12 protein-coding genes and 1 other RNA gene are annotated in these 13,576 nt (G+C 61.0%); 10 read left to right on the top strand and 3 right to left on the bottom strand.

The window, feature by feature from the left end:
• Nucleotides 1–24 precede the first annotated feature (24 nt).
• Entirely contained in the window at nucleotides 25–861 is an 837-nt protein-coding gene (hpnK, locus tag JK176_RS11980; protein ID WP_211588051.1) for a hopanoid biosynthesis-associated protein HpnK, read from the top strand.
• Between the two features lie 20 nt (nucleotides 862–881).
• On the opposite strand, the gene JK176_RS11985 is transcribed toward hpnK, so the two are convergent.
• Nucleotides 882–1,862, bottom strand: coding sequence for an adenosine kinase (locus JK176_RS11985; RefSeq protein ID WP_211588052.1), 981 nt, complete (start codon nucleotides 1,860–1,862; stop codon nucleotides 882–884).
• Between the two features lie 317 nt (nucleotides 1,863–2,179).
• On the opposite strand from JK176_RS11985, the gene JK176_RS11990 reads away from it, so the two are divergent.
• Complete coding sequence (locus tag JK176_RS11990; RefSeq protein WP_249194482.1) at nucleotides 2,180–2,881, top strand: polymer-forming cytoskeletal protein; 702 nt, start codon at nucleotides 2,180–2,182, stop codon at nucleotides 2,879–2,881.
• Between the two features lie 123 nt (nucleotides 2,882–3,004).
• The gene (locus tag JK176_RS11995; protein WP_211588053.1) at nucleotides 3,005–3,499 is read left to right on the top strand and encodes a DUF3465 domain-containing protein; all 495 of its coding nucleotides are present in this window, start codon (nucleotides 3,005–3,007) and stop codon (nucleotides 3,497–3,499) included.
• Between the two features lie 54 nt (nucleotides 3,500–3,553).
• Here the strand turns inward: JK176_RS11995 and clpA are convergent, their stop codons facing one another.
• Together clpA and clpS are read right to left on the bottom strand one after the other, a co-directional pair.
• Nucleotides 3,554–5,869, bottom strand: a complete 2,316-nt coding sequence (gene clpA / locus JK176_RS12000; protein WP_211588054.1) for an ATP-dependent Clp protease ATP-binding subunit ClpA — start codon at nucleotides 5,867–5,869, stop codon at nucleotides 3,554–3,556.
• Nucleotides 5,870–5,998: 129 nt separating this feature from the next.
• Nucleotides 5,999–6,430: an ATP-dependent Clp protease adapter ClpS gene (clpS, locus tag JK176_RS12005; protein WP_249194483.1), complete on the bottom strand. Its 432-nt coding sequence runs from the start codon at nucleotides 6,428–6,430 to the stop codon at nucleotides 5,999–6,001.
• 242 nt (nucleotides 6,431–6,672) lie between these two features.
• Between clpS and JK176_RS12010 the strand changes: the two genes are divergently transcribed.
• The 7 genes from JK176_RS12010 (at nucleotide 6,673) to recR (ending at nucleotide 13,574) form a co-directional block, all read left to right on the top strand.
• Nucleotides 6,673–7,719, top strand: coding sequence for a D-alanyl-D-alanine carboxypeptidase family protein (locus tag JK176_RS12010; RefSeq protein WP_211588055.1), 1,047 nt, complete (start codon nucleotides 6,673–6,675; stop codon nucleotides 7,717–7,719).
• A gap of 91 nt (nucleotides 7,720–7,810) precedes the next feature.
• Complete coding sequence (gene map, locus JK176_RS12015; protein ID WP_211588056.1) at nucleotides 7,811–8,611, top strand: type I methionyl aminopeptidase; 801 nt, start codon at nucleotides 7,811–7,813, stop codon at nucleotides 8,609–8,611.
• Complete coding sequence (gene ggt, locus JK176_RS12020; protein WP_211588057.1) at nucleotides 8,608–10,407, top strand: gamma-glutamyltransferase; 1,800 nt, start codon at nucleotides 8,608–8,610, stop codon at nucleotides 10,405–10,407. Before map ends, ggt begins: the two co-directional genes overlap by 4 nt.
• A gap of 74 nt (nucleotides 10,408–10,481) precedes the next feature.
• Nucleotides 10,482–10,578: signal recognition particle sRNA small type (ffs, locus tag JK176_RS12025), an RNA gene on the top strand.
• 89 nt (nucleotides 10,579–10,667) lie between these two features.
• On the top strand, nucleotides 10,668–12,617 hold the full coding sequence (locus JK176_RS12030) for a DNA polymerase III subunit gamma/tau (RefSeq protein ID WP_211588058.1): 1,950 nt from the start codon (nucleotides 10,668–10,670) through the stop codon (nucleotides 12,615–12,617).
• A gap of 11 nt (nucleotides 12,618–12,628) precedes the next feature.
• Nucleotides 12,629–12,952, top strand: a complete 324-nt coding sequence (locus JK176_RS12035) for a YbaB/EbfC family nucleoid-associated protein (RefSeq protein ID WP_062031793.1) — start codon at nucleotides 12,629–12,631, stop codon at nucleotides 12,950–12,952.
• A gap of 25 nt (nucleotides 12,953–12,977) precedes the next feature.
• Nucleotides 12,978–13,574 carry a recombination mediator RecR gene (recR, locus tag JK176_RS12040; protein WP_211588059.1) on the top strand — a complete coding sequence of 199 codons (597 nt, stop codon included), beginning with the start codon at nucleotides 12,978–12,980 and terminating at the stop codon, nucleotides 13,572–13,574.
• Nucleotides 13,575–13,576: the final 2 nt, after the last annotated feature.

Genomic DNA, 13,576 nt, shown 5'->3' on the forward strand with positions numbered 1-13,576 from the left:
GGCCCCTTTTTTGTGAGGTCCGCCATGACATCCAGTTCCCTGCGCCGCGCCATCGTCTCTGCCGATGATTTCGGCATGAGCCTCGAAGTCAACGAGGCTATCGAACAGGCTCATCGCAGCGGCATCCTGTCTACAGCCAGTCTGATGGTTGCCGGAGATGCCGCCGAGGATGCCATCCGGCGAGCGAAGACGATGCCGGATCTGAAAGTCGGGCTGCATGTCGTGGCGATTGAGGGCAAGTCCGTGCTCGATCTGCCTGCCATTACGGACGAACAGGGATGGTTCGGGCAGAACCAGCTTCGTCTGGGTGTGGAGTATTTCTTCAGTCCGCAGGTCCGGAGCGCCCTGCGTCGGGAAATCGCGGCCCAGTTTCGCGCCTTTGCCGCGAGCGGACTGACGCTCGATCATGCCAATGCCCACAAACACATGCATCTGCATCCGACGGTCGGGCGCTTTCTGATCGAGTCCGGTCTGGCGTATGGAGTGCGGGCGGTGCGCTCGCCATTTGAGCCGCCGGAGCCTGTCGAAGCCAACGACACGTTGGGAGACCGCGCCCTGCGTCACTGGATCGGCGTACTGCGTCACCAGATCCGCAAAGCGGGGCTAAAAACCAATGACTGGTGTTTCGGGCTGCGCTGGTCAGGCCATATGACGCCGGACCATATCCGCGGCCTCATTCCACGTCTGCCAGTGGGCACGAGCGAAATCTATTTTCACCCCGCCACGTCTCAGGACGTCATGATGAAGCGCTTCATGCCGGGTTATGAGCAGGAGGGCGAACTGGCCGCGCTTCTGGACCCGGCGGTGCGGGAGGCATTCGACCGGTCTGGGGTCACCCGCATTGGCTGGGCCGATCTGTAAGACCGGCCCAGCGACACGCCTCAAGCTTTAAGCGTGAACGTTTCGGTCGGGCGGGCACCGTAACGGGTGATGATCTCACCGGCCGCCTGATTGCCCAGCTTCGCGCAGGTGATGAGGTCGTGCTTCTTGCTCAGCCCGGCGAGGAAGCCTGCTGCGAACGCATCGCCAGCGCCCGTGGTGTCCACGACCTTCACTTCGGTCGTCGGAACGTCATGGCGCTCGCCTTCACCGATCACGACCGCACCTTTTTCGCTGCGCGTGATGACGGCCAGCTTGGTTTCAGCGGCAACCTGCGTGACGGCTTCTTCGAAATCCGTAACTTCGTACAGGGCCAGAAGTTCGGCCTCGTTGGCGAACAGGATGTCCACATGGCCCGCCACAAGCTCGTGGAAGGCCGCGCGGTGGCGTTCCACACAGAACGTGTCGGATAGCGTCAGGGCGACCTGGCGGCCAGCCTTGCGGGCCAGACGGGCTGCGTGTTCGAATGCTTCCTGAGCCTGCGGCTTGTCGTAGAGATAGCCTTCCAGGTAGGTGATGGCCGCATCCGCCACGACGGACTCATGCACGTCCTCGGGCGTGAACTCCGTGCAGGCGCCGAGATAGGTGAACATCGTGCGCTGGCCTTCGGGCGTCACCAGAACGATGCAGCGCGCGGTTGGCGTGCCATCGGCAGCCGGAAGCGGCTCGGACGGGAAGGTGATGCCCTGTTCGCGGATGTCGCGCGTGAAATGGTCGCCGGCTTCATCAGCTGTGACCTTGCCGAGATAGGCCACTTTTGCACCCATACGGGCCGCCACGACGGCCGTGTTGGCGCCAGAGCCGCCGCCTGTCACGTTTTCGATATCCACGCGGCTTTCGATGGCGTGCGCCGTGGCAGCGTCGATCAGGGTCATGCTCCCGGCAGCAGCGCCAAGCCCGTCGATCAGGTCCTGGCCCACAGGGGCGAGAACGTCGACGATGGCATTGCCGATACACAGAAGGTCATGCTGGGGTGCAGACATTGGAACTCCGGTCAGGTCGCTGAAAACTTCAGAAAAAAACATTTAACGGGCAGGCTGCGCCATTAAATCAACACGATCATAGGTGCCCTCTGGGTTCACGCCAACTCCCGGTTACCCCGACGCCGTTTTCATCCGTGAGATTTCGTCACATTTATGGAAATGCGCGTCTTGTCCCGCCGGGTCGTGAGCGTGTAGCCTTGTCGAAAGACCGGCTCCCGAATGGTCTGTCTGCGAGCGTCCAGTTCTCGCAACGGATCGTTCGGGAGACGTCCGAGACAGAATAGAGTGTTCTTTTCCAGATCCGCAGCGGGGTTTCCTTGTTCAGAAGACGCAAACCGGAAGATGACTCCAAGCCTGTCGAGAACGGCAAACTTGCAGGTCAGCCCATTTTCCCCAACCGGCCGGACGCTCCCAGCCAGACGGCTCCCGCGTCAGGATCCGGATCGCCCTCCAGTCCCACACCTGCCCAGCAGCCCAACCAGCAGAAGGACCCCGCGCCCATGGGTCGTACCCCTTTCCCGGCACCGCCGTCTTCCAATTCTCCGACGGGCGTAACGCCGGCAGGGGCACCGCGCCCCGGTGTGGCCGCCGTTCCGGGCGCACCGCGCCAGACCGGCCCGGAGCGTCGTACGCTTGTTGTCGGCCGTGGCATCAGCGTTCAGGGCTCTGTGCAGGACGCCGAGCGCCTCGTTGTTGAAGGCACGGTCGAGTCCAGCATGATCCATGCTGCCGAGCTTCAGGTCACGCATGGCGGCGTATTCCGGGGGGGCGTTGAGGTTGAAGACGCGGAACTGGCTGGCACGATCGACGGCACCCTGACCGTCAATGGCAGCCTCACGATCCGTGCGACCGGTCGCCTTATTGGCAAGGTGAAGTGCCGCCGCCTTCAGGTTGAAGATGGTGGTCAGATCACGGGCCAGCTCGAAATGATCACGGATGGCGCACCGGCACGTCCGGCTGTGAGCGAAGCTGCCAAGGCTGAGCCTGCCGCCGGTGAAGGCGCCAGCGAAGCCCCCTGATTCGTTATCGCGGACCAGCAGAAAGGCCCGTTCCCTCACCGGGGCGGGCTTTTTTGTGTCCGGTCCGGACCTTCCGGCGGCAGAGCAACAGACAGGGCCGCCCCGACAGGAGAAATCCCCTTCATGACATCCCGTCTGCTCTCCACGTTGGCTGTGGCACTGCTATGCGCGCCATTAGCCGCATCCGCTCAGGGCTTTTTCGGTCAGAATACTGTACCCCACAGCACGCATGACATGCCAGCACAGTGTGACAATGCGCGTTTCCTCGCCGATCAGCAGGGGTTGGAACAGAGCGGCCCGACCGGCATCGACCTGCCCGAGCATCTGTGTGGACAGGTTCTGGCGGTCTCCCCCAGAGCAAAACGCACCCGCAGCGGCTGGCACGGCTATTTCTATCTGTTGGTCGGGCAGGGGGTCTCCATTCGGATCGTTTCCGATCTGGACCAGATGAATGCACCGCAATGGCCCTGGGTCAGCAAGGGCGATCAGGTTGAGGTCCAAGGCCGCTACTATTACGACAGCCTGCGTCGTCAGGGTGTGGACTGGACGCATCATGGCACAGGCCGCAAATGGCCCTGGCCTGGCTATGTCGTGGTGAACGGTAACCGCTACCAGTAACAAAAAAGGCCCGTGAGACACTGTCTCACGGGCCTTTTTCTGAGATGCAAAGCTTCAGCTTGTCGCTTCGTCTTTCTTCGAAGCGCCGTCCTCGCCCTTGGCGTTATCCTCGCCTTCGAGAATATCGAAGTCGAGCGCACCGTTCTTCATGCCAATCCGAACGGCACCCCCCTGAGCCAGCCGTCCGAAGAGCAATTCTTCGGCCAGAGGCTTTTTGATGTATTCCTGAATGACGCGTCCCAGCGGGCGCGCGCCATACAGCCGGTCATATCCACGCTCCGCAAGCCATTCCTTTGCGCTCGAGGAAATCTCGATCGTCACATGGCGGTCGGCAAGCTGGGCTTCGAGCTGAAGCACGAACTTTTCGACCACGCGGCCCACGGTCTCAGGCGTGAGGTTGGCGAAGGGAATGATCGCGTCCAGACGATTGCGGAATTCCGGGGTGAACAGGCGTTTGACCGCCTCTTCGTCCTCGCCACTCCGCGCCGTCCGTCCAAACCCGATTGCTTCCTTGGACAGGTCCGCTGCGCCCGCATTGGTGGTCATGATTAGGATCACGTTGCGGAAATCAACGACCTTGCCGTTGTGATCCGTCAGACGACCATGATCCATAACCTGAAGCAGGACATTGAACAGGTCCGGATGGGCCTTTTCGATTTCGTCCAGCAGCAGGACTGCGTGCGGATGTTGGTCGATCGCATCCGTCAGCAGGCCGCCTTGATCGAATCCGACATAGCCCGGAGGCGCACCGATCAGACGCGAGATCGAATGACGCTCCATGTATTCGGACATGTCGAAGCGGATCAGCTCAATCCCGAGCGAGTTGGAAAGCTGCTTGGCGACTTCCGTCTTGCCGACGCCTGTGGGGCCGGAGAACAGATAGTTGCCGATCGGCTTTTCCGCATCGCGCAGTCCGGCGCGGGACAGCTTGATCGCCGCAGCCAGCGCGTCGATCGCCTTGTCCTGCCCGAAGACCATGTTCCGCAGGTCCCGCTCCAGATGGCGCAGGGTCTCGCGGTCATCGGCCGAGACGCTTTTGGGCGGGATGCGGGCGATCTTGGCGATAGCCTCTTCCACGTCCTTCAGCGTCACGGTCTTGCGGCGCTTGTTCTCGGGGATAAGCATCCGTGCTGCACCAACTTCGTCGATCACGTCGATCGCCTTGTCTGGCAGCTTGCGGTCATGGACATACTTGGCCGCAAGTTCGACTGCACCACGGAGCGCTTCTTCCGTGTAGCGGACCTTGTGATGCTTTTCGTATGTGCCCTTCAAGCCGCGGAGAATTTTGATTGCGTCTTCAACCGAGGGCTCCGGCACATCGATTTTCTGGAAGCGGCGGACAAGCGCCCGGTCCTTCTCGAAATGCTGACGGAACTCTTTATAGGTTGTCGAGCCGATGCAACGCAGCGTCCCCGCAGCCAGGGCAGGCTTGAGCAGGTTGGACGCATCCATTGCCCCACCCGAAGTCGCACCTGCGCCAATGACGGTGTGGATTTCGTCGATGAACAGGATGGCGCCAGGGGTCTGGTCCATTTCCGTCACCACGGCCTTCAGCCGCTCTTCGAAATCGCCACGATAGCGCGTGCCGGCCAGAAGCGAGCCCATGTCGAGCGAGTAGATCGTGCTATTCAGCAGAACTTCCGGCACGTCGCCTTCCACGATCCGTTTGGCCAGACCTTCGGCAATCGCCGTCTTGCCGACGCCGGGATCGCCAACATAAAGCGGATTGTTCTTCGTGCGGCGGCACAGGATCTGGATGGTGCGTTCGATTTCCTGATCGCGCCCGATGAGCGGATCGATCCGTCCTTCACGCGCACGTTCGTTCAGATCGACGCAATAGGTCGCGAGTGCGCCTTCCTTGGGTGTTTCCTTGCGCTCCTCGCGCTCGGATGTGTCCTTGGAGGCCGCAGCCGCGCGCCGTCCTGCACCCCGATCCGGAGCCTTGGCGATACCGTGCGAGATGAAATTGACTGCATCGAGTCGTGTCATGTCCTGCAGCTGCAGGAAATAGACGGCGTGACTTTCACGTTCGGCAAACAGAGCCACAAGCACGTTTGCGCCCGTAACCTCGTCGCGCCCCGTGCTCTGCACATGGATGGCCGCGCGCTGGATCACGCGCTGGAAAGCAGCGGTCGGTTTGGGTTCCGTCGGACGTTCCGCCGCTAGTCCGGCCAGATCCTTGTCCAGGAAATCCGTCAGATCGGAGCGCAGCTTGTCGAGATCGATGCCGCAGGCCCGGAAGACCGTCAGAGCATCGTCGTCTTCTGTCAGCGCGAGCAGAAGATGTTCGAGGGTTGCATATTCATGACGCCGGTCACCTGCGAATGTCAGGGCGCGGTGGAGTGTCTGTTCGAGCGTACGGGACAGCATGTGATGGCGCTCCTCTCGACCTCTCGTGGGAAAGGTATCTTGTCGCGGAGTAACGTGTAACGCCAGTCAGAAACGCAGATGGAAACAAGAAATTATCCTGCGCCCGAGCTTTTCTGCCTGTCAGACGGATCAGTCTTTTTCGATCGTGCACTGAAGGGGGTGCTGGTTCTGGCGGGCCAGATCCATCACCTGTGTCACCTTGCTTTCAGCCACTTCATAGGTGAACACCCCGCAGACTCCGACGCCGCGCTGGTGAACCTGAAGCATCACGGACGTTGCCTCGTCCCGGGTCTTGGCAAAGAAGCGCTCCAACACATGCACCACGAACTCCATGGGCGTGTAGTCGTCGTTGAGCATCAGAACCTTGTACATGGAAGGTTTGCGCGTCCGGGTTCTGGGGCGCACCACCACGCTGACTTCAAGGTCCTGATCCCCGTCTCTCCTGTCCGGCCCATGAGGCGGAATGGAGTCGGGAGACTCCGGCCCCATACGGGCTGGACTCCGTAAAGACGCGACACCGGAAAGGCCGTTTGGACAGGGGAGAAGATCGTAAGAAGACATGACGGGTATGATATGGTGCGAATTTCGGTCTTGAGAAGGGCTGCAAGCCCCTGAAATAAGGTTTTTATGCGTCGGGTGCCACGATGCTGCCTCCTTTCCGCCCTGCTTACGAAAAATTAAGGAAAGTCCTTCAAAGCTGGTGGACGGGAAGTTTTCAATGCGCCTAGACTGCCTGTGATACAGGTGGCTCCAGAGCCAGAAATCCTTCCCGAGACGACGTTCCGTTCAGAGGCTGTCAGTAAATGCGTTTCCCGTTCCAGAAAGCTTTTCTGTTGTGCGCCATGACGGCCATGGGGCTGGGATCGGCGAAGGCGCAATATGCCGGACATGTTTCAAGCTATGTGATGGATGCCAAGACAGGCGCTGTCCTCTCGGCGACGGACGCTGAACTGCAACGCTATCCTGCGTCTCTGACGAAGCTCATGACGCTCTATCTCACGTTCCGCGCCCTTGAGGCGCATCAGATTACGCTGGACGAGCAGGTTCCGGTGTCCATCCACGCTTCCATTCAGGCTCCCTCCAAACTGGGTCTTGTGCCGGGAACGAAGCTGACGGTAGAGCAGGGCATTCTGGGACTCGTCACGAAATCTGCCAATGACGCTGCCTGCGCTCTTGGTGAGTTTCTCGGTGGCGGGGACGAAGTGCGTTTCGCCCAGCTCATGACGCAGCAGGCCCGGGCTCTGGGGATGGTCAATACGACCTTTCGCAATGCGTCCGGTCTGCCCGATCCGGATCAAGTTACGACAGCACATGATCTGGCCCTGCTGTCGCAGCATCTGATTGCGGATTTCCCGCAATATTATCACTATTTCAACGTCCCCTCCTTTTATTTCCATCGCCGTATGGTTCCGAACCATGATCCGATGCTGAAAATCTATGCGGGCGCTGATGGTCTCAAGACGGGCTATACCGATCTGGCTGGCCACAACCTCATTACCTCTGCCCAGCGCGGCAATGTGCGCCTGATCGGCGTGGTCATGGGGTCTTCCAGCAATGCACGTCGTTCCATGGAAATGGTGGCTCTGCTCGATAAGGGGTTTGCGGATGAAGGTGTCGCGCCTCAACCGCTGCTTCATCCGGCTGCACCATCCGGTATCCTGATGGCGTCTGCCCGTCGTCGCGGCCGTTTCCATCGTGGCTTCCTGCTGGCGTCTTCACGTCCTATGGAAGTCGCCGATGCGCCAACGGCGCCGCGCCGTTATGGCCGGATTTCGCACCATGGGGCAGCGGTACGCATGGTCAGCGTGCGCCATGTCGTCGCTCACAAAAAGCACTCCCGGCACAGTTGATCCTGAAAATCTGACCTGCCGCCTTGCGATCCAGTCCGGACAGACGCATTTTGTCCGGGCTTTTTGAAGATTGAAGGATCGGGCAGCAGGTATGGATCATGCACGGGGTATCGTTCTCTACGATCAGGACGATTTCAAACATCTGCATCGTGTTGGCCGTCTGACGGCAGAGGCGCTGGACATGATCACGCCCCATGTGCAGCCCGGCGTGACCACGGAAGAGCTGAACCAGCTGATCCACGACTTCACGATCGCCCATGGTGCCACGCCTGCTCCGCTGAACTATCGCGGCTATCCGAAATCCTGCTGTATTTCGATCAACCATGTCGTGTGTCACGGGATTCCCGGCCCGAAGAAGTTGTCCAACGGTGACATCGTGAATATTGACGTCACTTCCATTCTGGATGGCTGGTACGGTGACAGCTCGCGCATGTATGTCGTGGGCAAGGCGCCGAAGAAGGCAGAAAAACTGGTCGACGTGACGTATGAGGCCCTGATGCGCGGGATTGCGCAGGTGCGCCCCGGCAAGACGCTTGGCGATATCGGACATGCCATTCAGGAATATGCGGAAGCCAACCGTTTTTCCATCGTGCGGGATTTTTGTGGCCATGGCATTGGCCGGGATTTCCATGCCGAACCGAATGTCCTGCACTATGGCCGTCCGGGTGAGGGCGTGAAGCTCGTGGAGGGTATGGTGTTCACGATCGAGCCCATGCTGAATATCGGCCGTCCGGACGTGAAAATTCTTGATGATGGCTGGACAGCTGTAACCCGTGACCGCACCCTGTCTGCCCAGTTCGAGCATCAGGTCGGCGTGACGGCTGATGGTTGCGAAATTTTCACCCTGTCCCCCAAAGGCTACACCAAGCCCCCTTATGGAGAGACCGCATGAGAGCGTTTTCGCTTCTTCTCGCCACGGCCCTGATCAGTGGCACGACGCTTGCCAATGCGGCTCCGCAGGCGCTGAGTTCGGCGCATGATCCGCTGGCTTTCGGCCCGGATAATGTTAGCGCCGGTGTGCTGACGTCAGGCCGTCATGGCATGGTGGTCTCGGCGCAGCATCTCGCGTCCGATGCCGGTGCGAAAATCCTTGCGCAGGGCGGCAATGCGGTCGATGCGGCCGTGGCCGTCGGTTATGCTCTGGCCGTGGTTTATCCCGCAGCCGGGAATATCGGGGGCGGCGGGTTCATGACCCTGCGTCTGAAAACCGGCCAGACGATCTTCATCGATTTCCGTGAACATGCGCCTGCCGCTGCCACAGCTACGATGTATCAGGATGCTTCGGGTAAAGTCATTCCGGGTCTGTCCACTGAAGGCTGGAAAGCCGTTGCGGTTCCGGGAACGGTCGCCGGACTGGATTCTATTCTGCAGAAATGGGGACATCTGCCGCGCGCCAAGGTGATGGCACCGGCGATTGCACTGGCCCGGGACGGCTTCGTTCTGAACCAAGGCGATGCGGACCTTCTGCACACCTCGACGCGCTATTTCCAGCATGACCCCTATGCCCGCGCCTTCTATCTGCGCCCCGATGGCACGCCGCTTCAGGTGGGCGACCGTCTGGTCCAGAAGGATCTGGCGGACTCGCTGGAACTGATCGCGAAAGAGGGTCCGAAGGCGTTCTATGACGGTCCGATCGCGAAAGAGATCGTGCGCGCCAGCACCGAAGGCGGCGGGATTCTTCAGCTTTCCGATTTCCAGAACTATCATATCCGCCACCTTGACCCGATCCGCTGCACGTATCGGGGCTATACGATTGACACGGCTCCCCCGCCGAGCGGTGGTGGCGTTGCGCTCTGCGAAATCCTGAACATTCTCTCCGGCTATGACATGCATGCGCTCGGCCTGCACACGGCGCCAGCCGTACAGCGCGAGGTCGAGGCCATGCGTCATGCCTATTCCGACCGGCGCGATCTGGGCGATCCGGATTTCGTCCATAATCCTGTCGAACACCTGATCGACCCCGCTTACGCCTATCAGATCCGCCAGGGCATTCCGACCGATCATGCTCTCGCGTCCAGCACCCTCAGGGCAGGGGAAGCGCTTCCCGCACCTGTCGCGCAGGCGGCCCCGGACACGCAGGAAAAGCATGAGACGACACAGTTTTCCGTGCTCGATCATGAGGGAACGGCTGTTTCGGCAACCTATACGCTCAATGGCTGGTTCGGCGCGGGCGTGATGGGTGGCCATACTGGCATCTGGATGAACGACGAGATGGATGATTTCTCGTCCAAGCCGGGTGCGCCCAACATGTTCGGCATTGTCGGTTCGGAAGCCAATGCGATTGCGCCGGGCAAGACGCCGCTGTCTTCGATGTCGCCGTCCATCGTCTCGCGTGATGGCAAGGTCGTTATGGTGATCGGTAGCCCCGGCGGTTCGCGCATTCCGACGATTACGCTCTCCGCCATTCTCGGGGTGATCGATTACGGGCTGGATATCCGTCAGGCCATCGACCTGCCGCGAATCCATGAACAGTGGGAGCCTTCGGCTGTTGAGCTTGAGCAGGGCGCGCTGTCTGACGCAGCCATGCAGACTCTCCAGGCCGAAGGGTACGCCTTGTCGCCACATCGTCCGTGGGGTGTGGCTGAAGGCATCCTTGCCGATCGCCCCAGCCTGAAGGCCCCGAAGACCGGTCTGATCTATGGTGCGGCCGACCCGCGGCACATGGGCGGTGCGGCTGTCGGCGAATAAGACGCGGGAATGAGGGCGTACTCTGATGATTGGGGGTTGTCAGACACCCCTCTCTCCGTGTTAGGAGAGCGCCGGGAGGTCGGCTTTGGACGGATACCTTGCCAACCCGGTCAGGTCCGGAAGGAAGCAGCCGCAGTGAGTTTTATCCGGGTTGAATGTCCGGCCTCCTACCTCACACAGTTACCGGACGCTCTTTTTTATGCAGCGTCCCGACCGTTTCCTGACGGTCCCATCCTCCGTGCTGAGGGTTCGACATTTCCATGACAGACGAAAACGACGATCTCCCCCTGCCGCCCGACACTGGTGGCGGTTTTTTCGGAGACGCACCAGCACAGGACATTCCTGCGCCCCCGGCTGCCGAGGCCGCGCCTTATCGCGTTCTGGCCCGCAAATACCGGCCGCAGACTTTTGATGATCTGATCGGGCAGGACTCGCTCGTCCGCATCCTGCGCCGCGCGTTCGAGCTCAAGCGTGTGGCCCATGCCTTCATGCTGACGGGTGTGCGCGGTGTGGGCAAGACGACGACTGCCCGCATCATTGCCCGCGCTCTGAACTGCATTGGCCCGGACGGCAACGGTGGCCCGACCGCCGATCCCTGCGGTGTCTGTGCCAACTGCACTGCTATTCTGGCGGATCGTCATCCCGACGTGCTGGAAATGGATGCCGCCTCCCGCACGGGCGTGGATGATGTGCGCGAAATCATTGAAGCCACGCGTTTTCGCCCGATGCAGGCGCGCATGAAGGTCTTCATCATCGATGAAGTCCACATGCTGTCTCGCAATGCCTTCAATGCGTTGCTCAAAACGCTTGAAGAGCCGCCGCCGCAGGTCACGTTTATTTTCGCCACGACCGAACTGCGCAAGGTTCCGGTCACGGTTCTGTCCCGTTGTCAGCGTTTCGATCTGCGCCGTGTTCCGCAATCTCTGCTGGCCGGACATTTCCACAATATCGCGCTGAAGGAAGGGGCGACCCTTTCGGAAGACGCGCTTGCCCTGATCGCCCGTGCGGCGGATGGCTCCGTGCGTGACGGGCTTTCGCTGCTCGATCAGGCCATCGCGCAGGGGGCCAGTGATGCGGATGCCGTGGCCGACATGCTGGGTCTGGCGGATCGTGGTCTGATTTTCGATCTGCTGGACGCGCTCATGGCGGGCAAGCCTGCTGATGCGCTGGACCTGACCGATCAGGCCTATGCCCGCGGTGCTGATCTGGGTGTGCTGCTGGCGGATCTGCTGGATCTGCTGCATCTGATTTCACGTCTCAAGGCCATTCCGTCCCTGAGGGAAGGCCGGGATCTGCCGGAGGCCGAGCGCACACGTGGCGGGGCTCTGGCAGATCGTCTGTCTAACGCCGTTCTGGGGCGCGCATGGCAGATCCTGCTTAAAGGTGTGCAGGAAATCGAGACGGCCCCGGATCGTCGTCAGGCGGCTGAGATGGTGCTGATCCGTCTGTGCCATGCCAGCCTTCTGCCGACGCCGGACCGGCTGATTCGTCAGTTGACGGAAGGGGGGCAGGACCTGTCCCTTCCGGTATCGCCTCATACGCCAACGGGTGGGGCGCCTTCGGCTCCGCAATCGGGTGCGGTGAGCGGTATCGCTTCGACCAATTTCAGCGAAGGCTCAGGTGGTCCCGCACCTCGGGCGCATGTCCGGCTGGTTGCGAATGGTGGAACGATTCTCGAGCCCGGCATCGGTTATGCCGAAGCGGCTCCGGAGCCTGAACCCGAACTTCCGCCGCCGCCCCGGACATGGCGCGAGATGGTGGCGATGGTGGCGCGGGAACGCGAGCCCGTTCTGCACGGACTGCTCCGCAACGCCGTCCACCTCGTGCGCTTTTCGCCGCCTGACGTTCAGATCCGCGCCGAAGAGCCGCAAGCCCGTATCGAACGCCAGCTTCAGAAACTGCTCGACCGTGTCTATCCCGGTCAGTGGCGGATCAGCGCCTCGACCGCTTCGGGTGAGCCGACACTCGACGAGCAGGGCGCAGAGGTTGTGGCCATCAATCAGGCCTCGGTGGAGGAACATCCGCTGGTGCAGGCCATCCTGAAAGCTTTTCCCGGTGCGAAAATCGGGGAAGTTCAAGACCACTCCCTTGATGAATACGGCCTGCCGCCGGAAATCACGGTGCCGCTGACCGATGATGCTCCACCCGATCTGGAATTCGCGCCGTTGGATGCCGATTTCCTTGATGAAGACGATCTGAACCTGAACTGAAGGACATACCCATGAAAAACCTTGCCGGACTGATGAAGCAGGCCAGCCAGATGCAGGCCAAGATGGAAGCCGCCCAGAGCAATCTGGCGTCTCTCGTGGTCGATGGTTCCGCTGGCGCCGGACTGGTAACGGTCAAGCTGACAGGGAAGGGCGAAATGCGCGACCTGAAAATTGATCCGCAACTGGCCGATCCGACGGATATTGAAACGCTTCAGGACCTGATCGTGGCGGCCTATACGGACGCGAAAGCCAAGGCCGAGGCTGCAAGCTCCGAAGCCATGCGCGACGTGACGGGTGGTCTTGATCTTCCGGCAGGCCTGAAACTGCCGTTCTGATCCGGCTGGCGGGGATTTTACGCCCATGTTAGGCCACGGCGATATAGACCAACTGATTACGATGCTCGCGCGTCTGCCGGGGCTGGGGCCACGCTCGGCCCGTCGGGCCGCGCTGGCGCTTCTGCGTCAGCCGGAAAGCCGGATGCTACCGCTCGCCCATCTGATGGAGCGCGCGGCCACAAGCGTGAAGACCTGCAAGCAATGCGGCAATCTGGATACGGTCGATCCGTGCCATATCTGTACGGACACCGCGCGGGATCAGGGGCTGATCTGCGTGGTCGAGACGGTGGGCGATCTCTGGGCGCTGGAACGTGCGGGCGTTCATCGCGGGGTCTATCAGGTTCTGGGCGGTACCCTGTCTGCACTGGCCGGGCTGGGGCCGGATGATCTGAACGTTCGCCCGCTGTTCGAGCGGATCGAGGAAGGCGGGGTGAGGGAAGTCATTCTCGCCCTGAGCGCCACCGTTGAGGGGGCGACCACCGCACACTGGCTTCAGGAGCGTCTGCTCCCCACAGGCATGAGTGTGACGCGTGTGGGCCACGGTGTGCCTATGGGCGGCGCGCTGGACGTGCTGGATGACGGCACGCTCGCTGCGGCGCTGACGGCCCGGCGGTCTTTGTGAGT

Origin of the sequence: Gluconobacter sp. Dm-73, from assembly GCF_018256215.1 — a bacterium.
In the GTDB taxonomy this organism is placed as follows: Bacteria; Pseudomonadota; Alphaproteobacteria; order Acetobacterales; family Acetobacteraceae; genus Gluconobacter; species Gluconobacter cadivus.

Excerpts from the sequence above, each read along its gene's own strand:
- hpnK (WP_211588051.1), top strand. The coding sequence starts at position 25 with ATGACATCCAGTTCCCTGCGCCGCGCCATCGTCTCTGCCGATGATTTC.
- JK176_RS11985 (WP_211588052.1), bottom strand. The coding sequence starts at position 1,862 with ATGTCTGCACCCCAGCATGACCTTCTGTGTATCGGCAATGCCATCGTC.
- JK176_RS11995 (WP_211588053.1), top strand. The coding sequence starts at position 3,005 with ATGACATCCCGTCTGCTCTCCACGTTGGCTGTGGCACTGCTATGCGCG.
- clpA (WP_211588054.1), bottom strand. The coding sequence starts at position 5,869 with ATGCTGTCCCGTACGCTCGAACAGACACTCCACCGCGCCCTGACATTC.
- clpS (WP_249194483.1), bottom strand. The coding sequence starts at position 6,430 with ATGTCTTCTTACGATCTTCTCCCCTGTCCAAACGGCCTTTCCGGTGTC.
- JK176_RS12010 (WP_211588055.1), top strand. The coding sequence starts at position 6,673 with ATGCGTTTCCCGTTCCAGAAAGCTTTTCTGTTGTGCGCCATGACGGCC.
- map (WP_211588056.1), top strand. The coding sequence starts at position 7,811 with ATGGATCATGCACGGGGTATCGTTCTCTACGATCAGGACGATTTCAAA.
- ggt (WP_211588057.1), top strand. The coding sequence starts at position 8,608 with ATGAGAGCGTTTTCGCTTCTTCTCGCCACGGCCCTGATCAGTGGCACG.
- JK176_RS12030 (WP_211588058.1), top strand. The coding sequence starts at position 10,668 with ATGACAGACGAAAACGACGATCTCCCCCTGCCGCCCGACACTGGTGGC.
- JK176_RS12035 (WP_062031793.1), top strand. The coding sequence starts at position 12,629 with ATGAAAAACCTTGCCGGACTGATGAAGCAGGCCAGCCAGATGCAGGCC.
- recR (WP_211588059.1), top strand. The coding sequence starts at position 12,978 with ATGTTAGGCCACGGCGATATAGACCAACTGATTACGATGCTCGCGCGT.